Annotated in this window: 17 protein-coding genes; 7 read left to right on the top strand and 10 right to left on the bottom strand. The window is 49.9% G+C overall.

Annotation, left to right across the window (positions count from 1 at the left end; all coding sequences use genetic code 11):
* Position 1 precedes the first annotated feature (1 nt).
* The 8 genes from DW350_RS18585 to DW350_RS18550 form a co-directional block, all read right to left on the bottom strand.
* Positions 2-2,230, bottom strand: coding sequence for a TonB-dependent receptor (locus DW350_RS18585; RefSeq protein WP_115720370.1), 2,229 nt, complete (start codon positions 2,228-2,230; stop codon positions 2-4).
* Positions 2,231-2,795: 565 nt separating this feature from the next.
* Positions 2,796-4,571, bottom strand: coding sequence for a DUF885 domain-containing protein (locus DW350_RS18580; RefSeq protein ID WP_115720369.1), 1,776 nt, complete (start codon positions 4,569-4,571; stop codon positions 2,796-2,798).
* A gap of 93 nt (positions 4,572-4,664) precedes the next feature.
* Positions 4,665-5,291, bottom strand: a complete 627-nt coding sequence (locus tag DW350_RS18575) for a TetR/AcrR family transcriptional regulator (RefSeq protein ID WP_115720368.1) — start codon at positions 5,289-5,291, stop codon at positions 4,665-4,667.
* Between the two features lie 22 nt (positions 5,292-5,313).
* Positions 5,314-6,708, bottom strand: a complete 1,395-nt coding sequence (locus DW350_RS18570; protein WP_115720367.1) for an amidase family protein — start codon at positions 6,706-6,708, stop codon at positions 5,314-5,316.
* Positions 6,709-6,735: 27 nt separating this feature from the next.
* Complete coding sequence (locus DW350_RS18565) at positions 6,736-7,455, bottom strand: proteasome-type protease (protein WP_115720366.1); 720 nt, start codon at positions 7,453-7,455, stop codon at positions 6,736-6,738.
* A 15-nt stretch (positions 7,456-7,470) separates the two neighbouring features.
* Positions 7,471-8,289: a transglutaminase family protein gene (locus tag DW350_RS18560; RefSeq protein WP_115720365.1), complete on the bottom strand. Its 819-nt coding sequence runs from the start codon at positions 8,287-8,289 to the stop codon at positions 7,471-7,473.
* Complete coding sequence (locus DW350_RS18555) at positions 8,290-9,231, bottom strand: alpha-E domain-containing protein (protein ID WP_115720364.1); 942 nt, start codon at positions 9,229-9,231, stop codon at positions 8,290-8,292.
* Between the two features lie 10 nt (positions 9,232-9,241).
* On the bottom strand, positions 9,242-10,645 hold the full coding sequence (locus DW350_RS18550) for a circularly permuted type 2 ATP-grasp protein (RefSeq protein WP_115720363.1): 1,404 nt from the start codon (positions 10,643-10,645) through the stop codon (positions 9,242-9,244).
* A 387-nt stretch (positions 10,646-11,032) separates the two neighbouring features.
* Between DW350_RS18550 and DW350_RS18545 the strand changes: the two genes are divergently transcribed.
* From DW350_RS18545 to DW350_RS18525, 5 genes are all read left to right on the top strand, one after another.
* Positions 11,033-12,070: a LysR family transcriptional regulator gene (locus DW350_RS18545; RefSeq protein ID WP_115720362.1), complete on the top strand. Its 1,038-nt coding sequence runs from the start codon at positions 11,033-11,035 to the stop codon at positions 12,068-12,070.
* 545 nt (positions 12,071-12,615) lie between these two features.
* Positions 12,616-13,764, top strand: coding sequence for an MBOAT family O-acyltransferase (locus DW350_RS18540; protein ID WP_192954744.1), 1,149 nt, complete (start codon positions 12,616-12,618; stop codon positions 13,762-13,764).
* Positions 13,765-13,822: 58 nt separating this feature from the next.
* A complete protein-coding gene (locus DW350_RS18535) occupies positions 13,823-14,671 on the top strand; it encodes a hypothetical protein (RefSeq protein ID WP_152033015.1) in 849 nt (282 codons plus the stop codon).
* A 714-nt stretch (positions 14,672-15,385) separates the two neighbouring features.
* Entirely contained in the window at positions 15,386-15,685 is a 300-nt protein-coding gene (locus DW350_RS18530; RefSeq protein WP_115720359.1) for a hypothetical protein, read from the top strand.
* Positions 15,686-15,807: 122 nt separating this feature from the next.
* Positions 15,808-16,467 (top strand): cupin domain-containing protein, encoded by a 660-nt coding sequence (locus tag DW350_RS18525; protein ID WP_115720358.1) that lies wholly within the window; start codon positions 15,808-15,810, stop codon positions 16,465-16,467.
* 58 nt (positions 16,468-16,525) lie between these two features.
* Here the strand turns inward: DW350_RS18525 and typA are convergent, their stop codons facing one another.
* On the bottom strand, positions 16,526-18,364 hold the full coding sequence (gene typA, locus DW350_RS18520; RefSeq protein WP_115720357.1) for a translational GTPase TypA: 1,839 nt from the start codon (positions 18,362-18,364) through the stop codon (positions 16,526-16,528).
* A gap of 281 nt (positions 18,365-18,645) precedes the next feature.
* Here typA and glnA point away from each other — a divergent pair, with 281 nt between their 5' ends.
* Positions 18,646-20,055 carry a glutamate--ammonia ligase gene (gene glnA / locus DW350_RS18510; protein ID WP_115720355.1) on the top strand — a complete coding sequence of 470 codons (1,410 nt, stop codon included), beginning with the start codon at positions 18,646-18,648 and terminating at the stop codon, positions 20,053-20,055.
* Positions 20,056-20,217: 162 nt separating this feature from the next.
* Positions 20,218-20,748: a DUF4124 domain-containing protein gene (locus DW350_RS18505; protein ID WP_115720354.1), complete on the top strand. Its 531-nt coding sequence runs from the start codon at positions 20,218-20,220 to the stop codon at positions 20,746-20,748.
* On the opposite strand, the gene DW350_RS18500 is transcribed toward DW350_RS18505, so the two are convergent.
* Positions 20,745-21,488, bottom strand: a complete 744-nt coding sequence (locus DW350_RS18500; protein ID WP_115720353.1) for a MipA/OmpV family protein — start codon at positions 21,486-21,488, stop codon at positions 20,745-20,747. The two genes, DW350_RS18505 and DW350_RS18500, sit on opposite strands and share 4 nt — an antisense overlap.
* Positions 21,489-21,592 lie beyond the last annotated feature (104 nt).

Here is a 21,592-nt window from a genome sequence, read left to right as displayed (position 1 = left end):
ATTAATACTTCCAACTTAGGGTCAGACCAATGGTGCGAGGCTGCAAAATAGTGGTGGAGCGATAACCATTGGTACCCACGTAGGGCGAGTCAACAATGCCGTATTTATCAAAGAGGTTGTTGACGTAGAAGTTGAGCTGATAATTGCCCTTAACCACGCTGGTTTTCAGATCGTAAGTGGTATAGCCGCCGCGCTGCATTTCGGCATTAAATGCCACCGGCGCTTTTGATACGTAGTGCTGGGTTAGCATCAAACGGGGGCTATAGGGCAGGTCCAGATCCCAGGTAATAATGTTGTTGATGGTCCATTTTGACGCACCCGGCAGGCGACTGCCCGACGGCACCGTGCTCGAATAGGAAGGCAGATCGGAGGTGAGCTTGGAGTCAAGATAAGTCACATTGCTCTGCCAGCTTAGCTCGTCGGTAGGCCGCAGAGTAAAGGACAATTCGGCGCCTTGGTTACGGGCACCACCGGCGTTAGTGGTGTAGCTAAAGCCGTCACCGCGGGACATTTGCACCTGAATGTTATCCCAGTCGACCCGGTAAACCGTGAAATCGAGCGACAAAAGATGGCTTAACCAGTCAGAGCGCAAACCCAATTCGTAGTTTTTATCCGAATCGCTGCCGTAAGTCAGGGGCGAGTTGTACTCGGTAGACGGCGGCATGGCATTGGCACCACCCACCCGGTAGCCCTCAGAATAAAGGGCGTAGGTCATCAGGTTATCGTTCAGTTTGTAGCGTAGGCTGACCTTAGGAGTGAAGCCGGTATCGCTGGCGCCTTCGTCGTAGTCAAAAGCCAGCGGATAACCGATTTTGTAATAGTTGTGCAGTTCACTGTTGTTGGTGGTGTGGAAGTAACGGCCACCCAGCGTCAGGGTCCATTGCGGGTCAAAGTCGTAGTTCAACTCGCCAAACAGCGCCTTTTCGGTAAATTTCTGGTGAACATGGTAGTCGTACAGCAGGTCGCCACCGGCCAGGGTTTCACCCATGTCGTCGCCGTAGTCATCGGGATGGTCGTTAATGTAATCCACCGCGCCCTTGGCATGGTCTCGGTCAACCATGTGCTCGTCGTTGTGGCTATACATGGTGCCCACAATCCAGCGCAGTGACTGGGCATCTGGTGAGGTCAGGCGCACCTCGCCATTGTAGCTGTCGGTGGTGTAGTGGCCGGTGGTGGGAATGTCATCGGTACCCAAGAAACCTTGGCCGTAAGCGCCGGTGTAGTCGAGGGTGTTATCTGCCACTTTGTGGGCATAGGAGCCTTGTACGGTAAGGGTTGCAAAGCCGAGGTCTTGGTCAACATGCAGGCTATGCAGGGTGATTTTCGGTTTGGTTTCTTCCGGAATAAGCGAATCGCGCTGGTAGCCGGTGCTGATGTAAGACTGATCTTTGGTATCGATTTCCTGGCTCATCGACAGCCAGCTGATGTGGGTGCTGTCGGTGGGATCCCACACCAAGGACAGGCGGCCGCCGTCGGTGTAGGACTTGTTGGCATCATCCTTACCGGTACCGATGTTATCAAGGTAACCGGCGCGTTTGTGGTGCACCGCAACCAAACGTGCGGCGAAAGTGTCGGTGATGGGAATATTGAACATCCCTTTGACGCTATAGCCGGTGTCGCTGGAGTGGGCGACATTGGTCATGCCGGCTTCTATTGCGGCGTCAAAACCATCGGTAGAGGCTTCATTGGCAACATAGTTAATCAAGCCGCCTAAGGATGAAGAGCCAAACAAGGTGCCCTGCGGGCCACGCAGTACCTCTACCCGTTGCAAATCGAAGGTGTCGATATCGGGAATAACAATCGGCCAACCGGGCTCACTTAACGGGATTTGGTTGAGGTAATAACCGGTGGTGGTTTGGTTTTGCTCGTGGTAAGTGGTGGTAGCCATACCACGCAGTACCACTTCCGAGACGCCGGGTATCAGATTGTTGAATGCCACGCCCGGCACCTGGGTAATGTAATCCGACAGGCTTTGGGCGGCCATTGACTCTAATTTGTCTTGAGATATGGCATCAACGGTGCCGGCAATATCACCCCGGTCTTCTTTACGTTTAGTGGCGGTAACCACAATTTTTTCAACGTCGTCTCTTTTCTTTTTAAGGTGACTTTGTTTTTGGGTTGCGTTGGTATTTTGCGAGTCGCTATTGGCCGCAAATGCCGAAAAGGTGGTGCTCGCCGATAACAAGGCTAAGCAAACGCAAGAAAGCGGAAAGTTCTTTTTATGGTGCATCTGTTATTCCCCGAAAATAAATTGCCTTCGTCAAGTTTCAGAAGGTGTTAGCGCGATGTGGATTAGGCTTTGTAGGAATTCTGGTGATATTTTTTTGCTGGTGGTAATGAGATTAAACAAAGTGTTTATCACCACAAATGTTTTTGTAAAACACTAATGTCATTTTTGATGGGGTTTGTAAAGATGGGCTGTTAAAAGCAGCCTTTGCCGCTGGTGGGTAAGTTTGTGTATGCCACATTTGTCATATAAAACAATGGCTTGATTTTTATGATGCGGATCTCATTACACTGTCTTTTCGTGATTTTAATCACGGGTTATTTTATGGGTTAATGTAAATTAGCTTTTCCGTATTCGTAATAAAATAATGACAGTTAGCTGCATTTTTATTATTTAAAATCGTTGGTGACTTAAAAAAGTTAAGAATGGTGCAAAGAGATTAATTATTTCTCATCGCTGGCTGTTTTTTATTCGTTATGTCGGTGTGTAAAGCATACGAACTTACCAACTGTAAAATAATGTTTGCAATAAAAAGCCCCGCATTGCGGGGCTTTTTATTTCGTCTGCTTTATCCTTTCGCTGGCATCGCCGTGCGGGCTTTTTCTTCGGAAATAAAGCGGTCTATTTGTTGCTCTAAGACTTTCAGTGGCACGGCGCCGTTGGCCAATACGGCGTCGTGGAAGCGGCGAATATCAAATTTATCACCCAAGGCTTTTTCGGCCTTGTGGCGCAACCTGAGAATGGTCAGTTCACCCATTTTGTAGGAAAGGGCTTGGCCCGGCCAGGTGATATAGCGGTCGGTTTCGGTTTGCACGTTATGCAGCGACAAGCCGGTATTGTCGGCCATGTAGCGCTGAGCGCGCTCGCGGCTCCATCCGTCCCAGTGAATACCGGTATCGACCACTAAACGGGCGGCGCGCCAGGCATCAAAAATCAGCCGGGCAAAATGCTCGTAGGGGGTTTGGTAGAAACCGGCTTCTTCGCCCAGGTATTCACAATACAGCGCCCAACCTTCGCCAAAGGCGCTGATATAACCGTTGCGGCGAAAGGCTGGCAGGTTGGTCATTTCCTGGGTCAGGCTAATTTGCAGGTGATGGCCAGGCACCGCTTCGTGCAGGGTGAGCGGTGCCAGTTCATAAATGGGCCTGACTTTTAAATCGTAGGTATTAACCCAAAACTGCCCTGGCCTGTCATCACTGTAAGAGCCGGAATAGCGCGCCGAAGTGTAATTTGGCGCAATATCGGCTGGCACCGGCGTCACGGTGTAGGGTTTGCGGGGCAGCTTGCCAAAGTAGCGCGGCAAGATACCGTCGGCCCGCTTGGCGTAATAAGAGGCATCTTTTAGTAGCTCCAGCGGAGTTTTGGCATAGAACTGCGGGTCGGTGCGCAAAAAGTGCATGAATTGGTGCAAATTGCCCTTAAAGTGCAGCTGTTTGATGATGGCATTCATCTGCTGGTGAATGTGCTTCATCTCGTCCAGGCCCATCTGGTGGACCTCGTCGGGGGTCACATCCAGGGTGGTGTAGTGTTTGACGCGGTTTTTATACCACTGGCGGCCGTTGGGCATGGCAGACATGCCGATGCTGTCACGGGCTTGGGGAATGTAGGTGTGCACCATAAAGTTGTGGAGCTTTTGAAAGGCCGGCAGTACCTCATCAACGATAAGGGTTTCGCCCTGGGCGCGGCGCGGATCTTTGGCTGGCAGCTTTTCAAAGGGCGCGAAAAATTGCTCGTTCGTCATGTACGAGGCGATGTTATCGCCCACCAAACCCAGCACGGCCTTGGGCTGGGTAATGCCTTTAGCCAGGCCTTTTTTCATCCAGGCAATTTGCTGGTCGATGTAATGGGGAATATCGCCAAGGGCCGTCAGGTAGCTATTGTAGTCAGCATCGGCGGTGAATCGCATGTCATCTTTTAGCCCCGCCAAACTCACCCAAAAGCCGTATTCTGAGGTGAAAGGCATCATCTGAGCACCAAAATGGTAGCTGTCGATTTTGTCATCCAACTCGTAAATCAGCATGGTTTTAGAGATCTGCTGCTGATTACTCAGATCCGCATCGGCAATGGCGTTGACCTTGTCGCGAAATTGCAGCCAATAGGTGTTCTGGGCGGCTAATGCTTCTGGCGACAAGTTGGGCAGGTGCCCGGCGCTGCGGTTGGGATTGTCGGCACCGGCAATCAGGGCATCGTATTGATTGCTGACTTGCCAGTACTGGCTTACCAGGCCGTCAAAATCACTTTGCTGGGTTTGTGCACTCACGGGCTGCTGATACAAGTGCGGCAGATAGGCGCAGCCGCCGAGCAAAGATAAGCAAAGCGCGGCGACGGGGGTGATGCGATTCATGGGGCGTCCTTTTTATCGTTTTCCCCAGTGTCTATGAAATTGCTCCAAGCTCAACGGCCAGCACGACCACAAGACCGGCAGGCAGGGTGAATGTCAGTTCGGCTTTAACAGCCAGCCCTGCCATAACGACAGTAAGGCCTGCTTGCTGGTAGTAACAAAATCAGGCTCTTGCAGGGTGCCTGCTTTTGGCATGGCTCTGACCACTGCGGGCGGGTTAGCGGCCTGCCACAGCCCCATCATTAACGCGTAAGACGCTTGCAACAGCCGCTGAATGTCGCTGGCGCTGTGCTGGGTGCGCCTGGCAATGCTGTCGGCGCATTCGGTAACGGCAACAGCGATAGCGCCTTTGTATTTGGTAATGGCGTCTAGGTCGTCACTGTTTTCAATCAGGCCATGGGAAAGCGCTGCCAGGCGGCAGGTATCTTGGTCGCTGGCAATGCGGTCTATCAGCATTTTCATGGTCTGCTCAAACGGCAATGCCGGGTTGCCTAACTGCTGAATGCTACTGAGCCATTGTTTGATGTCGGCTTCAAGCAGCGTCAGAAAAATGGCCTCGCGGGAGCGAAAATACAGGTATAGCGTGCCTTTACCGAGGCCGGTTTCGGTGGCGAGCTCTGCGGCGGTGGGTAGGCGTTTGAATTGATGGTGCAAGGCTCTGGCGCTGTCGAGGATCTGCTGAAAGCGCAGGGCTTTATCGTCCAGGTTCTTGGCGCGTCTCATCACGACTCCCTTGGGTTAAGCGCTATAAAGGGGCGGCAGTATGGGAAAGCGAGGCGGTAAGTGCAACTTTGTCGTGGGCTTGTTGCCAGCCTTTGGCAATGGCCAGTAACCGCAAATCGCTGCCCGGTGGCCCTATGAGTGATAGGCCGATGGGTAAATTGGCGATGTTGCCCATCGGCACCGTGACATGGGGGTAACCGGCCACCGCCGCCAGTGTTGACGTACCGCCGCGGTAATGGTCGCCATTGATATGGTCAATCAGCCATGCCGGGCCATTGGTGGGGGCAATGAGGACGTCATAGCCTTGGGCAAAGATGCCGTCCAGGGTTTGCCTGGCAAGCCGCCGTGCCTGTGCTCTGGCCTTGCTACCGTCTTGCGCCTTTTCGGCCATTAGCAGCGTTTGTTGGCCAAAATAACGCAGCTCATCCTCAGCGTGCAGCTGATTAAAACGCACCAGCTCGCTAATGCTGTGTACCGCTACCGTTTTTGGCAACCCTGCCAGGTAGGCACCAAGGTCGTGGTGAAACTCTGCTACCAGGGCAGTAAATTCGGCCTGGCCAAGGGCGCTGGTGTCGGGTAAATCCACCGGCTTAACCTTGGCGCCGTGCTTTTTAAAACGCTGAACGGCCATTGTCAGTAGCGCCGCCACCCGTTGGTCAAAGTCGGCCTTGTGTTGCAGTACCGCCACTTTTAGCTGGCCAAGGGCCACCGTTGGCAGGCCTTGTTGCTCAAAATAACCAGGCTGGCTGATGGCCATTAAAAGCTTGGCGGTATCGTCAACCGTCTTTGCCAAGGGGCCAGCGGTATCTTGCTGATGCGAAATGGGCACTATGCCCTGGTTTGATACGGCGCCAAGGGTGGGCTTGATGGCAACCAGCCCGTTGACGGCTGCCGGGCAGGTAATGGAACCGTCGGTTTCGGTGCCGATGGCGGCGTCAGCCATGCCGGCGGCCACTGCCGCCGCCGAGCCAGATGACGACCCGCAGGGGCTGCGGCGCCGGTCCATCGGTAACCGGGTTTGGCCGCCAACGGCGCTCCAGCCACTGCTAGCATGCTGGCCGCGAAAGTTGGCCCATTCACTTAAGTTGGCCTTGCCCAGCACCACAGCGCCAGCTTGCTTGAGCTGGCTGACAATGGCGGCGTCGCTATCGGGCAGGTAGTTTGAAAGCGCTAAAGAACCGGCGGTGGTGGGCAGGCCTGCCACCTCGATATTGTCTTTTATCGCCAATAACCAGCCATGGAGCGGCCCCGGCTTTGCTTGCTGAAGGTCGCGGCGAGCATTGGCGTTAATGGTGATGTAGGCATTTACCGGTAACGGCTGGCGCTGGTCAGCATCAATGGCTGCCAGGGTCGCCGTTAAGTCACCTTTGGCCCAGCAACAACTGCTAAAAAGGGCAAACCATAACAAGCGGCGCATGCATCATCCTTGTTTTAACGTGATGGTTTAGTCTGGCATATCGGTAAAGGCATCCCTTAATGCCTGTGACCAGGCCTCAGACAAGGCCCGAAAATGTTCATCGTCAGCCTCGATGCGGCGGCGCATGGAAAACTGGCATTTGCCTGCCGGCAGTACCGCCAAATCCAGGGGCATGCCTACCGATAAGTTGGAGCGTAAGGTGGAGTCCATCGATAACAGCACCGCTTTTATCCCATCGCTAAGGGGCGTGGCCGGGGTAATAACACGGTCAAGAATGGGCTTGCCGTATTTGTGTTCGCCTATTTGCAAATAAGGGGTGTCTTCGGTGGCTTCAATAAAATTACCGGCGGAATACACCAAAAATAGCCGCGGCTTACCGCCCTTGAGCTGGCCTCCGACCATGATAGTGGCGGTCGAGTTTTCGTTGCGCTGCTCTAAGGTCTGGTGATATTTGCCCTGCACCTGCTGCATGGCGTCGCCCACGTGCTGCGCCACTTCCGACATGGTTTTTGCACTCAACAAGGTGCCGTCAGGGTCACTGTTGTCGATGGCATCTTGCAAGCGGTTGATCACCGCCTGGGTAATGGCCAGGTTACCGGCCGTCACCATGACAATGGCTCTTTCACCGGGCTCTTGCCAATGAAACATTTTGCGAAAGCGGGCCACATTATCGAGGCCAGCGTTGGTGCGGGTGTCTGATAAAAAAACCAGACCTTGGTCCAGTTTGAGTCCTACACAGTAGGTCATTGGCGGTGAATTCCGTTATTGCTGTGATTGCTTCACCACAACAGATACATCAAGTTGTTCCTCGCCGCCACCTGAATGTACACCGCGAATGGGCGCCGCGTCCCGCGCATCAAGCCCTGATCCCAAGCGAATATAGTACTCGGTGGGACAGCAGCGGTTAGCGCAATCAAAGCCAACCCAGCCAAGGCCTTGAATGTAAAGTTCAGCCCAGGCATGGGCGGCTTCGTGTGGCACGCCATCGGCGTCTGCAAATAGGTAACCTGACACGTACCTTGCCGGTATGCACAGTGAACGGGCGGCGCTGATAAGCACCTGGCTGTGGTCTTGGCAAACTCCCTGCCCGGCGGCCAGAGCCTCGGCGGCACTGGTATGGGCGTGGGTGCTGCCGGGCGCGTAGGCAATGGCATCGCTTACTGCGTTGGCCAAGGCATGGGCAAGCTCTAACGGGCTTACCTCACTGTTGGCGGCTTTGACCTTAAGGGCTAGTTCGGCAATGGCCTCATCGGCTTTGGTGGCGGCAGTTGCGCGCAGAAAAACCTGTGGCGCGGCCTTTTCTTTATGGTCTTTGAGTACGCCCGCTTGGTCTTGGGTGCGTACCGTGCCGGTTACTAATACTTCAAGGCTCTCAAGTGGGCCGCTGGCGGTTAAGGTGTAAACGGTGTCGCCGTAGCCGTCTACAAAAGGCGCACTGATGGTGCAGCCTTCGGCGCTAATTTGCCAATTAAGCACCCGCTGGCCCGCAAAACGGCTGGCGGTAAGCTTGAGGCTTTGGGTGACGTAACGTACCGCCGGATCGTAGCGATAACAGGTACTGTGGGAAACCGTCAGACGCATTTATTGGCCTCCGAAATAGTAAGACTCGGCAATGCTTTCCGACAGGGCAGCATTACGCAGCAAAAAGTTGCTTAAAAACTCGTGCAGACCACTGTTGAAAATGTCTTCCATGTCGCCGTGCAGCAATATCGAATAGGTTTCCAGCGCTTCGGTGCCGGCGCTTTGACGGCTGTGATAGAGCCTTGAAAGCCGTTGCAGATGCTCGGTAATACCCGAATAACAGTGCGCTAAAGAACGCGGGCTTAGGGGGTTTAAAATCAGAAAGTCGGCGATGAGTAGTGGCGTGTAGTTGTCTTTATATACCCAATGAAAAGAACGCAGTGCAGATACTGCGCGCAGCACCGTGGTCCATTGGTAGCTGTCGCGGCTGTCGCCCACCACCGAGCTTTCTGGCAGCAGCACATAGTACTTTACATCCAACAGGCGAGCGGTGTTGTCGGCCCTTTCCAGCAAGGTGCCCAAGCGCAGAAAGTCATAGCCGTCATTGCGCAGCACCGTCGAGTCGGTGGCGCCGCGAAACAGCGCCCCTTGGCGTTTAACCCAGTCTAAAAATTCCGGCAGGTTGTTGCGCACCATGTAACGCATGGCGGGCTTTTTCAGTTCCATGTGGGCACTATTAATGGCGTCCCACATGTCAGCGGTAATGGCGGTGCGCATGGCGCGGGCATTGTTACGGGCCTGCTCGAGACAGTTACTGATGGACGATGGGTTGTCTTTATCAAACACCAAGTAATCGGCCACTTCCGCCTGGGTTAGCGGAATAAAATCGGTGAGGGTAAAACCGGCAGCTGCCATTACCGACTGCCATTCACTGCGGTAGCCCTTGCCGGTAGCGGGCATCATTGCCATGCGATAACCCATTTCCATCAGGCGGGCCATGTTTTCGGCGCGCTCAACATAACGGGATAGCCAAAACAAGTTGGCGGCGGTGCGACTGAGCATACTTGATTCCTTATTCCGCCATGATCCAGGTGTCTTTCACGCCGCCACCTTGCGACGAGTTCACCACCAGTGACCCTTCTCGCAGGGCAACCCGGGTGAGGCCGCCGGGTACCAGCCGAATTTTGTCGCCCACCAAGCAGAAGGGGCGCAGGTCAACATGGCGCGGTGCAATGCCACTTTCTACAAAGGTGGGGCAGGTAGACAGGCTTAAGGTGGGCTGGGCGATAAAGTCGCTGGGGTTGGCGCGAATGCGGCCAGCGTAGGCGTCGATTTCCTCGCGATTGGCGGCAGGGCCCACCAGCATGCCGTAGCCGCCGGAGCCATGCACTTCCTTGACCACCAGTTCCGGAAGGTGCGCCAGCACATACTCCAAATCGGCGGCTTTGGCGCACTGGTAGGTGGGCACATTGTTCAAAATGGGCTCTTCACCGAGATAAAAACGGATCATCGACGGTACGTAGGTATAAACGGCTTTGTCGTCGGCAACGCCAGCCCCCGGCGCGGAGCAGATGGCCACATTGCCGGCGCGATAGACATTCATCAGCCCCGGCACGCCCAGCACTGAATCGGGGCGAAAACACAAAGGGTCCAGGTAGGCATCGTCGATACGCCTGTAAATCACATCAACCCGTTCCGGGCCGCGCGTGGTGCGCATGTAAAGGTGGCTGCCAGAGACAAAAAGGTCTTGGCCCTCTACCAGCTCAACCCCCATTTGGTCAGCCAGAAAGGAATGTTCGTAATAGGCGCTGTTTAGGGCGCCAGGCGTTAGCACCACAATGCAGGGCTCACCCTTACAGTCTTTCGGGGCAATGCTTTTTAAGGTTTTTAAGAGTTCTTCCGGGTAGCTGTCGACCGGCTCGATACGCAGCTGCGAGAACAGTTCTGGAAACATCCGCATCATTATCTCGCGGTTTTCCAGCATATAGGACACGCCGGAAGGGGTGCGGCAATTGTCTTCTAATACGTAAAACTCGTTTTCGCTGACCCTGACAATATCGACACCAATGATGTGGCTATACACCTTGCCCGGCGGGTCGATGCCGATAACGGCGGGTTCAAAGGCGGCATTATTAAACACCAGTTCGCCAGGGATAATGCCTGCTTTGATGATCTCGGCATTGTGGTAAACATCGAATAAAAAGGCGTTCAGTGCACGGGCGCGCTGCTCAACGCCGCGCTTTAAGTTGCGCCATTCGTCGGCGGTAAAAATGCGGGGAATTAAATCAAAAGGAATAAGCCGCTCCGGATCGCCACCGTCACCGTAGACCGCGAAGGTGATACCAATTTTGCGAAACAGGGTTTCGGCTTCCGCGCGTTTTTGCGCCAGGTTTTCCGAGCCTGTGGCTTCCATCCATTCGGTGAGGGCTTGGTACGGGTCGCGAACCTTATCGTCACTCATCATTTCATTGAACATCGTGCACCCTGAAAAATATCCCTATCCGAACAGGATTAATTGCAGGGAGTCAGGGGGTTGGTCAATAGATGTTGTTAAGGAACGCGAAGCTTTCGCTGCAGATGACAGATTTTCGTGACCTAAAGCACCAAAAACCAGTAGCGGTTAGCGTGGTGGAAAAATGCCTAGAAGAAGAGGTTGTTGTTTCATTTTTTTCAAATAAGCCAAAATGTCTTTTTATTTCAATTGCTAATAGAAAAAACTGGCGATGGCAATCGTATTTCTTGCGTAATAAATCAACACTTAGATGCTCGACATCTTAGTTTCGTTCCATTAATTTAATAAGTTCGTCGCTTTTATGCTTACTGTTACTTACTTTGCTCTAGTGGCTAAGTCGGGGAGGCTTCAGTGGATCTTAATGAAATTCAGGTATTTACCAAAGTTGTCGAAGTAGGAAGCTTCACCTCTGCCGGTGAGCGACTGAGTATGACCAAGGCAACCGTCAGCCGAAAGATTGCTGATTTAGAAGAACGGTTAGGGGTGCGCCTTTTAAACCGTACTACCCGCCAATTAAACCTGACCGAAACCGGCCAGGCCTTTTATGAGCGCTGCTCGCGGATCATGACTGACCTGGCCGACGCCCAGGCTTTGGTAACCACCCGCGCTGAGCAAGTACGCGGCAAACTCAAAGTGGTCATGCCCATCGAACTGGGGCAAATGCTGATGGGCCGCTTTTTGGGTCACTTTATGCAAAAGTATCCGGATGTGGAAATTGACGCAGAGCTTACCAACCGCCGCATCGATATGGTGCAAGAAGGGGTGGACGTTAATATTCAGGTGGGCCTTGGCCAAGATTCCAACCTGATTGCCCGGCGGCTGACCTCTACTCGTACCATCATGGTGGCGTCTCCTGATTATTTGGCGGCGAGCAGCCCCCTGCTACACCCGGAAGATTTAAACGACCACGAAAACCTGCTGTTAAAAATGTCGGGCGATGCTTACGAGCCACTGCGTTTTGTCAAAAGCAAAGAGCAGGTCACCATTCAGCCCAAAGGCCGTTTGCACTGCAATAATGTCACCTTTGCCCGCGAAGCGATGCTGTCTGGGATGGGAGTGGGAGCATTGCCGCTCTTTATGGCACTGCCTTACGTGAATGAAGGTCGCCTAGTACGGGTACTGCCCGAGTGGACCATGGAAAGTGGCGAAATGTATGCTCTTTACCAAAGCCGTCAATACATGCCGAAGCTGCTAAAGACGTTCTTGGACGAGCTTAGCGAGACCTTGATTGAGCTGGATAAGTTAAAAACCAGCTCCTGTAAGGACCGCGATGAGATGATAAGTGAAGCTATTGCCAAGAATAGCGATGCGATTAAAGATGACCTTCTTAATCAGGTGTTGTCAAAATTTACCAGTGAAGACAAAAAACTGATGGCGAAAGTCAGCTAAAAAAGGCCGGGTCGAAACCCGGCCTTTTTGTTAGATATCAACCTGTCTTGCTGTATCACCTTGCCTTGCACTTTCGTGTGGATAGCCTTCTTCACTGGTATCTGCGTGCATTTAAAGGCTGTTACCTTCATAGACTCCTGCTTTGTTGCGAGACGAGCCAAAGGTCGTCGGCTAACCGCTTGGCTGCTTTATGCCGCTTAATTTCAATCGGCGTAGCCTTTCTCTTAACTCTCAGGTACTGCTGTGCAACAACACATGCGGGCCAAGGCTTCTATGTGCGCTTTAAAGTTTGCGGTCTTCTAGTGCCTTGGCCACCGGTCGATGCCTAGTGTTGTAAGTAGGCCAACAGCCTTTGTTTCTGGTATTGCACTGTTAAGTAAGCTCGCGATGTTCAGTATCGCTCTCTTGCTTTGGCTGAGTGTCACTAATAACTGAGAAAGCGAGAAGTTAAATGATTTTCATGAAAATTTTAATAATATATTGATTTTTTTAAGTTAAATTAACGATAATGCAGAACATTTTTATTAATGCAAGGGAATGTAAGATTGGTTACCGCTCTTATTGTTTTATATTTTATTTCTGCTATCACTAATTCAAAAAAAATAGTGATATTAAGCGGTGTCGTTTTTTCATTTTTATTGTATCCAGAAACATTTTTCATTATATGTGCTATTTCTTTGCTAGTGAAGATATTATCAACATATGTGATTATTAAAGATTTATATATAGCACTAACGGTATTGGTTTTAATTTTATTGAAGAACACTTTTTTTAGTACAGCTAGTGGTTATCAGCTTGTAGGGGTGAGCTTTGCGCTATTTCAAGTCTGCTATTATATAAAAGATAATATAAGCTGCGGTGACTTAATCAGTAAACTCAGTTTTTTTCCTCAGCTATATTGCGGCCCAATAGTAAAACCTTCTAGCTTTGATAGATTAAAAAAAATTAATATTAAATCGCTGGCTTTATATCATCTCATTTTTGCCATTGGATTGTTTTTTAAAATTTATGTGGCTTATGTAACGCATAAAATTTTTTTGGAAGATAACAGTTTATTAAACTCGGTATTTTGGCTCGCTTATATGTACTCGGACTATCTATCTTGGTCATTAATGGGAATAGGTATCGCTGGCTTGGCAGGGTTTAAAATGCCAATGAGTTTTAGAGCCCCATTCTTTTGTCGAAATGTATCTCAATTTTATAGTCGTTGGAATATAACGGTTTTTAAATGGTGTAATGACTTTTTTAAGGTATCAGGCAGTAAAAAGTATAGAAAGTACAAAGCATATATTAATATTATCGTTAGTGTGTCAGTTCTATCTTTATGGCATGGATTGACATTTAACTTTTTATCCTTTGGTATTTTTAATATAACTTACTTTTTAATACAAAATAAAATAAAAAAATATCGTAAAATTTTATTAATAAGTCAAATCTTATTTTATTTTTTAGTTGGATATACATTCAATGGTATAATTCCAAATTATATATTCCCAACGATTAGCTACAAATATGGGATTCTATTTATTGTATCGTTAGTAACCTTATTCCTGTTTGATTTCTTCTTCTACAGGAAAGTTAAAAAAATCATATCTATTAGTCCACCTCTGGTTATTGCCGTTAGTTTAATTTTCGTGACGATATCATTTTTCGTTAGACATATTGATGGACAATTTTATTATGCGCAATTTTAAAAAATATAAGATATTCGTATGCATGTGCGTAATAATAATTATTATAGAGTGTATCGTCATGGTGAGCACTAGAAGACTTGAATATAGAAATATAACAAACCCAGAGAGGGTAGAAGGGGTTGTAATTGGTAACTCTCATGCGGACAGGATATTATTAAATAACAAGAATGTTTTTTATTTGAATGAAAGTAGTGCTTTAATAATTGACTCTATAAAAGAATTTTCTTATTCAAAAGAAAATTTTAAAAGTCTAAAATATATTATTTTTAACCTTACTCCTGTGGAGATGTATACTAATATTCCTCTACAATATCCATCTGAGAACACATTTTTATATAGGCGCAGCCCAAAAGCATATATAGATGTATTTGAAAGAAGTGTGACAGTGAGCTTTTCTGATTTTTTTGATAAAATTTTAAGTTTCTTTACAAAAAATAACGACAATTCTATGGTTATGGAAAACAATCGTGGTTTTACAGAAAATGGTCGCAGACCATTGAGTGTTCGGGAACATGAAAATATTATAGATTGGAAAAGGGATTCTCATTATAAGAAAAATCTATTTATTCATAATAAAGAATTATATCATGAGAACTTATCTAAAATTAAAGCTGTTTTTGCTAACAGTAAATTTAAGGTAGTTGTTGTGTCTATGCCTTTAAACCACAGGTATGTTGCACATATGGAAAGTAAATTTAATGAATATCACTTGTTAGGACTAAGTCGTTTCACTAACGATATGCAGTCCCTATTCGGTAAATGCTATATAAATTTAATAAACTATCCATTATCAGATAAATATTTTTGGGATGGGGATCATCTTAATAAAAACGGTGCTATTTATATGGAAAAAATTATCAATAAAAAAATAAATAACTGTTTGAGCCCTCAATATACAGTTCACTAACTGAATAATATAATGCGATCCGAAGATTCAATTATTTAAGTTTGAAAAAAAGATAAAGCAAAGCTTATCTTTTTTAATTTTTAGCTGATATGAGATTTGATATAACGGCTTCGGCCATCTCGTAAAATTTTTAGGAATCAAATAAATAAAGATTCTAATCATTGTAAATGATATGTCTCATGGAAAATGGCTGAAGTTGAGCTGCCCCGAAGTGGATAGCCATCACTAACCCAAAGGGCCACAGCTCAAATCGAATAGCGAGTCATTTTCGCTCGTTAAGTGTTCTGGTCTGCTGCTGGGTTAAGCTTTGAGCCAGGCTTTGGTCGTTCAGCCTGAGCTCTTCACCTAAACCTTCCAACGTGTGTTGCCAGTCTGACTACGCCAACCTTACCTGGTGGTGCCGATACGGGTTTTGACAAATCCTCTGCAGCTTTCTTTATCAAGACTTCCAATGACAGAGTGCGTTCCTTTAACTCCAACTGTTGTCAGCTTTGCGGCAAGTGGCTTTGTTAAGAAAAAGTTGTGATCGAAGTTGCAAATCTTTGTCGTTGGTTTGAAAGGTTAAACAGTCGGTTTCTTTAATAAAAACAATCAATTGTTAAGTTTTTGATGAATTGCTTAAGCATTAACCAACTTATGGTCGCTATAAATGCCTTAGAGGATGAATGCATCCTGAATAATCCTATCGCCATTCGACTTTAAGGGGGGTACGCAATGCGTCAGGTACTGCTAGGTATGTGGATAGCATTGGCAGGGATGCCCGTCTTGGCCGATACGGCTGCAGATAAACAGGCTGACTGGTATCAGCGGCTATTATCAGAACCACACCCAGAACAAGCTAAAGAGAACCATAAACCTATGGTCACAGTGCGTGTTTCTGATGATGTAGTGCTAGGGTTTACTGGACAGTTAACCACTGTTGAGCCGACCCCGGGTAATCCAATGCCGCACCAGAGTTTGGAAGATAACTTATCTAACGCTTCCTATCAGTTCAGCGTGAAATGGCGCTTCTAAAATAGAAATTATCATCTTGCTTGCATTGTACAGGGGCGCTTCGGCGCCCTTGTTGTTATTGTACTTCTACGCAACTCTTTGCTTTATTGACTAAATTCAAGACTCCCCCAAGGAGCCACTCGATGTTTGTACCACTGAATATGGATTTTTCGAAAGCGGTCACTATCGATACCAATAGTGCCGATTGGATACCTAGCCCCAAGGCCGGAGTTTGGCGCTGTCCGTTAGAGCGGGAGCTGCCTGAGCAAGGCCATACCACTAGTCTGGTGCGTTATGAGCCCGGTGCTGCGTTTAGCCAGCATCAGCACCCTAAAGGAGAAGAGATTTTAGTGTTAGATGGGGTGTTTTGTGATGACAGCGGTGAATATAAAGCTGGCAGCTATTTGCGTCACCCTGCTGGCTCCAAGCATGCTCCGTACAGCGCCCAAGGCTGCACTTTGCTGGTAAAGCTCAATCAGTTTCAAACAGGCGATAATAGACGCATTGCCGTTGATACCCGGCCATGGTGTTGTGAGCCAGGGTTGCCGGTAGAATTGCCGCTGCACCGTTTCGGCAACGAATATACCGCGCTGATTCGATTACCCCATGGCGCTGATACGTTTTTGCCGTGTTTGGACGGCCAGGTGGAAGCATTGGTGCTTAAAGGTACCCTGCTAGACGCGCGAGGGCGCTACCGAGCAGGCACTTGGCTAAGGCGGGCTGATTGGTTCAGCAACAAGTTGATGACGGCTGAGGATACCGTGCTTTTTATCAAGCAAGGTCACTTCCCCACTTCGACATGATCGATGACGTTAACCACAAAAAAGGCGCCATTCGGCGCCTTTTTTAACATCTAAAACCTTAGTCCTTGGACGAGCGTGAAGCGCGTTTACGGTCGTTTTCGGTCAGATGGCGTTTACGAATACGGATGCTTTGCGGCGTCACTTCCACCAGCTCGTCGTCGTCGATAAATTCCATGGCCCGTTCCAGGGTCATTTTGATCGGCGGAACCAGTGTCAGGGCTTCGTCAGTACCGGCAGCACGCATGTTGGTCAGCTGCTTACCTTTAAGGCAGTTAACGGTCAAATCGTTATCACGGCTGTGAATACCAATAACCTGGCCTTCGTACACCTCAACGGCGTGACCGATAAACAGGCGACCACGGTCTTGCAGGTTGAACAGCGCATAGGCAAGGGCTTTACCGGTGGCGTTGGAGATCAACACACCGTTGTTGCGCTGGCCAATGTTGCCGCCTTTGTGCGGGCCGTAGTGGTCAAAACTGTGGTACATCAGACCGGTACCGCTGGTCATGGTCATAAAGTCGGTCTGGAAGCCGATAAGGCCCCGTGCCGGGATCATGAAGTCGATACGAACACGGCCTTTACCGTCGATGTCCATGTTACGCAGCTCAGCCTTACGCAGGCCAAGGGCTTCCATGACGCTACCTTGAGATTGCTCTTCAACGTCAACGGTCAGGGTTTCGAAGGGCTCTTCCTTGTTGCCTTGCTCGTCGGTGCGAATGATAACCTGCGGGCGTGATACGGCCAGTTCGAAGCCTTCACGACGCATGTTTTCAATCAACACGCCCAAGTGCAATTCACCGCGGCCAGATACGCGGAAGGTATCCGGGTCAGCGGTTTCTTCAACGCGCAGAGCCACGTTGTGTTTAAGCTCTTGGGTCAGGCGGTCAAGGATCTGACGAGAGGTAACGAACTTACCTTCTTTACCGGCAAACGGAGAGGTGTTTACCAGGAAGTTCATGGTTACGGTCGGCTCATCAACGGTCAATGCTGGCAGCGCCTCGACATTGGCTGGGTCGCAAACGGTGTCAGAGATCTTCAGCTCACCCAAACCGGTGATAGCAACGATATCGCCAGCAGTGGCTTCGTTGGTTTCAAAACGATCGAGACCCATGTAGCCCAGTACCTGGCCTACTTTGCCGTTACGTTTGCTGCCATCGGCGCTCACCACAGTTACCTGTTGGCCGAGCTTGATTTTGCCGCGCTTGATACGGCCAATACCGATAACACCCACGTAGGAGCTGTAGTCGAGCTGGGAGATCTGCATTTGCAGGCCGCCGTCGAGGTCAACGTCAGGCGGAGACACTTTCTCGATAACGGTTTCGAACAGCGGGGTCATGTCGGTACCGATTTCGCTGTCGGATTTGCTGGCCCAACCGTTGAGCGCAGACGCATAAACGATAGGGAAGTCCAGTTGCTCGTCGGTTGCGCCCAGGTTGTCGAACAAGTCGAATACTTGGTCGATAACCCAGTCAGGACGGGCACCAGGCTTGTCGATTTTGTTGATAACCACGATTGGCTTCAAACCCTGAGCAAAAGCTTTCTGGGTGACGAAGCGGGTTTGTGGCATAGGCCCTTCCTGAGCGTCCACCAACAGCAGTACGGAGTCCACCATAGACAGTACCCGTTCTACCTCGCCACCGAAGTCGGCGTGTCCGGGGGTGTCCACGATGTTGATGCGGTACTCTTCGCCTTCCGGGGAAGTCCAGCGAATAGCGGTGTTCTTGGCCAGAATGGTGATACCACGCTCACGTTCCTGGTCGTTGGAGTCCATTACACGCTCGGCCATCTCGCCACGGCTTTCCAAAGTGCCGGATTGGGACAGCAGTTTATCTACCAGGGTAGTCTTACCATGGTCGACGTGAGCGATGATGGCGATATTTCTCAGCTTGTTGATCACAAGGGGGGCCTCAGGCGAAAAAATGCCCGCTATTGTACTCAAGCCACATGACTTTAACAGTACTAAGCGTAAACTGATTTGCGCATCGGTTGTTTATTGTTGCACTGTGTTGGTGCAACTGCTGATCTACAGTGGTGCAAGTACCGTCTGGTACCTGGTGAGAGCAGGGATGTTTAGTCATTTAAAACAAGCTCTTGTGAAGTTGGCGTGGGATTTGAAATAACTGTAGCCAGCGACGCCCCAGCCAGGCGACAACTACCTTAAATCGGAGGCTAATTCGAATGTCCGTTGAGAAAATCCTCGACTTAATCAAAGAACACGAAGTCAAATTTGTCGACTTGCGTTTTACTGACACCAAAGGCAAGGAACAGCACGTAGCCATTCCGCATCACCAAGTGGACGCCGATTTCCTGGAAGAAGGCAAAATGTTTGACGGCTCTTCCATTGCTGGCTGGAAAGCGATTAACGAGTCCGACATGATCCTCAAACCGGATCTGTCTACCGCAGTACTGGATCCCTTCTCTGAAGAAGTGACCATGAACCTGCGTTGCGACATCCTCGAACCTGCCACCATGCAAGGTTACGATCGTGACCCGCGTTCCATTGCCAAGCGCGCCGAAGCCTATCTGAAATCTACCGGCATTGCCGATACCGTACTGTTTGGTCCCGAGCCTGAATTCTTCATGTTCGACGACGTCCGTTTCGGTGCCGACATGTCTGGCGCATTCTACAAACTGGATTCTGAAGAAGCGGCTTGGAACTCCGGCCGTGAATATGAAGGCGGTAACAAAGGTCACCGTCCTATGGTTAAAGGTGGTTACTTCCCGGTTGCCCCTGTTGATTCAGCCAACGACATCCGTGCCGCCATGTGTATGGTGATGGAAGAAATGGGTCTGGTGGTTGAAGCTCACCACCACGAAGTGGCTACTGCCGGTCAGAACGAAGTGGCTACCCGCTTCAACACCCTGACTGCCAAAGCTGACGAGATCCAAATCTACAAATACGTTATCCATAACGTTGCCCATGCCTACGGCAAGTCAGCGACCTTTATGCCTAAGCCGCTGGTGGGGGATAACGGTTCCGGTATGCACTGCCACCAGTCCTTGAGCAAAGATGGTAAAAACATCTTCGCCGGTGACAAATACGGCGGTCTGTCTGAAGAAGCTCTGTACTACATCGGTGGTATCATCAAGCACGCTAAGGCCATCAACGCCTTTACTAACGCGTCCACCAACTCTTACAAGCGTTTGGTGCCCGGCTTCGAAGCCCCGGTAATGCTGGCTTACTCTGCCCGTAACCGTTCCGCCTCTATCCGTATTCCTTACGTTTCTAGCCCGAAAGCGCGTCGTATTGAAGTACGTTTCCCTGATCCGACTGCCAACCCTTACCTGGGTTTCACCGCCCTGATGATGGCAGGCCTGGACGGCATTCAGAACAAGATCCATCCTGGCGATTCCATGGATAAAGACTTGTACGACTTGCCACCAGAAGAAGCGGCAGAGATCCCAACTGTTGCGGAAAGCCTGGAAGAAGCCTTGGCTGCCCTGGACAGTGACCGTGAGTTCTTGACTCGTGGCGGCGTATTCACCGACGAAACTATCGATGCCTACATCGAGTTGAAAGCGGCTGAAGCTAAGCGTATTGCGATGACCACTCACCCAGTGGAATTCGAACTCTACTACAGCGTTTAACAACACCGTAAGTTTGCTGCTTTGCGTGTTGGAGCCCACCACTTTGGTGGGCTTTTTTATTGCCAGTACATCTAGCGCTGCAACAATCTTTACGCGGTGCACTACCCTTAGATAGCCCAGGCAGTTCGGGGTTTACCTTCCCTTTGGCAAGAGACAAAGCCGATGAATAAGGCATTGCTGTTACTGTTGGTTACTACCTTTATGACAACGGCTGCAGAACCGAGCAAGGTGTATACCTGGACCGATGAAAAGGGCGTGGTGCATTATTCTGACCAGCCCCATAAAGGGGCAAAAGAAACGGTAGTGGCGCCAACCCAGCAATACACCATGCCGGCGGTTGATACCAGTATTCTTAAAGCGACACCGAAGCCACAAGCAGCCCCAGCCTGGCAGGTTAATATTCTGACGCCAGCCCATGAAGAAACACTGCGTGACAATGATGGCCTGTTAACCATTTCGGTGCAGGTGCAGCCCGACATGCAGCCAGGGCAACGGTTACAGCTTTTTATCGACGGTAAACCCTTTGGTCCGGCAAGGGTGATAAGCCGTTTTGAAGTCAAAGACGTGGATAGAGGCGAGCACAGCATCATGGTGCAGCTGATTGGTCGAGATAATAAAATTGTTGCCCAAAGCCAGCCCCATACCATTTACATGCACAGGGCCAGCATTTTTAGTCCCACGCGTCGTAACTAGAAGCGGTAAACAACCCCTAAATAGGCTGAGGTGCTGTAGTCCTGGTTAACGATCGGGCTGTCCGACAGGCTGCTATCAAGCCAGGTGTAGCGTGCACTACCCAGCAGCATCCAACTTTTGTTCAGTGTCCAGTTAAAGCCGACATTCACAAAAGTGTTGGTGGAGGAACCGGGGTGGTACTCATCAAAGCCACTTTTTCGGCTTTCATCTGCGCTCACACCGTAATAGTAATCGGCATACTTACTGGAATAGTAAGCAACACCAATGCCCGGAACTAAGCGAAAGCTGTCAGTGCGAATAATGGGGTACTTATAGTTGAACTCCGCATATTGGCCGTCATGGCGGCCAGAGACATCGGTAGCCACAACGCCCTCAAAACCACCCAATGGCGTACGTATTGTTGCCCGTAAGCCGCCCAAGATGCTGTAGCGGCGGTCATCAAGCTGTTTCATGCGGTTGTCGTCGGACTTATCAGGGTCTAAGCGAGAAGGCCCCAATTGCAGTCCGGCAGCCAGTGAGAAGGCCTTGTTTTTGACAAGGTAATAGCCTGCAGACGGACCACGCAGGTAGAAATGCTTTCCCTCATAGCCCAGCACCGGTATCACCAAACTTTGCTTATCCACGCCAACATAAGGCGAGGGCGATTCAATAACGCCAATGCCAACGGATCTCGTGGCCTCCTGCTCAGCCACGGCCGAAGTCGAGGCCAGCGTAAGCGCTATCAGTAACGGGGCTTTCATCGATTAAAAGTCCTTTGAATCAGATTGACTCGTTTACGTTATCAGCAATGTAACAAGGCTCAAGTAACACTCTGTCACCTGTCATATTGCTCTCAGGTCACAGA

The sequence above is a fragment of the Gallaecimonas mangrovi genome, assembly GCF_003367375.1.
GTDB classification, from domain to species: domain Bacteria; phylum Pseudomonadota; class Gammaproteobacteria; order Enterobacterales; family Gallaecimonadaceae; genus Gallaecimonas; species Gallaecimonas mangrovi.
This window is presented reverse-complemented; position numbering and strand designations above follow the sequence as displayed.

Coding starts and splice junctions, on each gene's coding strand:
- DW350_RS18570 (WP_115720367.1), bottom strand. CDS start 6,708: ATGCGCCGCTTGTTATGGTTTGCCCTTTTTAGCAGTTGTTGCTGGGCC.
- DW350_RS18580 (WP_115720369.1), bottom strand. CDS start 4,571: ATGAATCGCATCACCCCCGTCGCCGCGCTTTGCTTATCTTTGCTCGGC.
- DW350_RS18535 (WP_152033015.1), top strand. CDS start 13,823: ATGGTGAGCACTAGAAGACTTGAATATAGAAATATAACAAACCCAGAG.
- DW350_RS18565 (WP_115720366.1), bottom strand. CDS start 7,455: ATGACCTACTGTGTAGGACTCAAACTGGACCAAGGTCTGGTTTTTTTA.
- DW350_RS18525 (WP_115720358.1), top strand. CDS start 15,808: ATGTTTGTACCACTGAATATGGATTTTTCGAAAGCGGTCACTATCGAT.
- DW350_RS18575 (WP_115720368.1), bottom strand. CDS start 5,291: ATGAGACGCGCCAAGAACCTGGACGATAAAGCCCTGCGCTTTCAGCAG.
- DW350_RS18560 (WP_115720365.1), bottom strand. CDS start 8,289: ATGCGTCTGACGGTTTCCCACAGTACCTGTTATCGCTACGATCCGGCG.
- DW350_RS18505 (WP_115720354.1), top strand. CDS start 20,218: ATGAATAAGGCATTGCTGTTACTGTTGGTTACTACCTTTATGACAACG.
- glnA (WP_115720355.1), top strand. CDS start 18,646: ATGTCCGTTGAGAAAATCCTCGACTTAATCAAAGAACACGAAGTCAAA.
- DW350_RS18530 (WP_115720359.1), top strand. CDS start 15,386: ATGCGTCAGGTACTGCTAGGTATGTGGATAGCATTGGCAGGGATGCCC.
- DW350_RS18555 (WP_115720364.1), bottom strand. CDS start 9,231: ATGCTCAGTCGCACCGCCGCCAACTTGTTTTGGCTATCCCGTTATGTT.
- DW350_RS18550 (WP_115720363.1), bottom strand. CDS start 10,645: ATGTTCAATGAAATGATGAGTGACGATAAGGTTCGCGACCCGTACCAA.
- DW350_RS18585 (WP_115720370.1), bottom strand. CDS start 2,230: ATGCACCATAAAAAGAACTTTCCGCTTTCTTGCGTTTGCTTAGCCTTG.
- DW350_RS18500 (WP_115720353.1), bottom strand. CDS start 21,488: ATGAAAGCCCCGTTACTGATAGCGCTTACGCTGGCCTCGACTTCGGCC.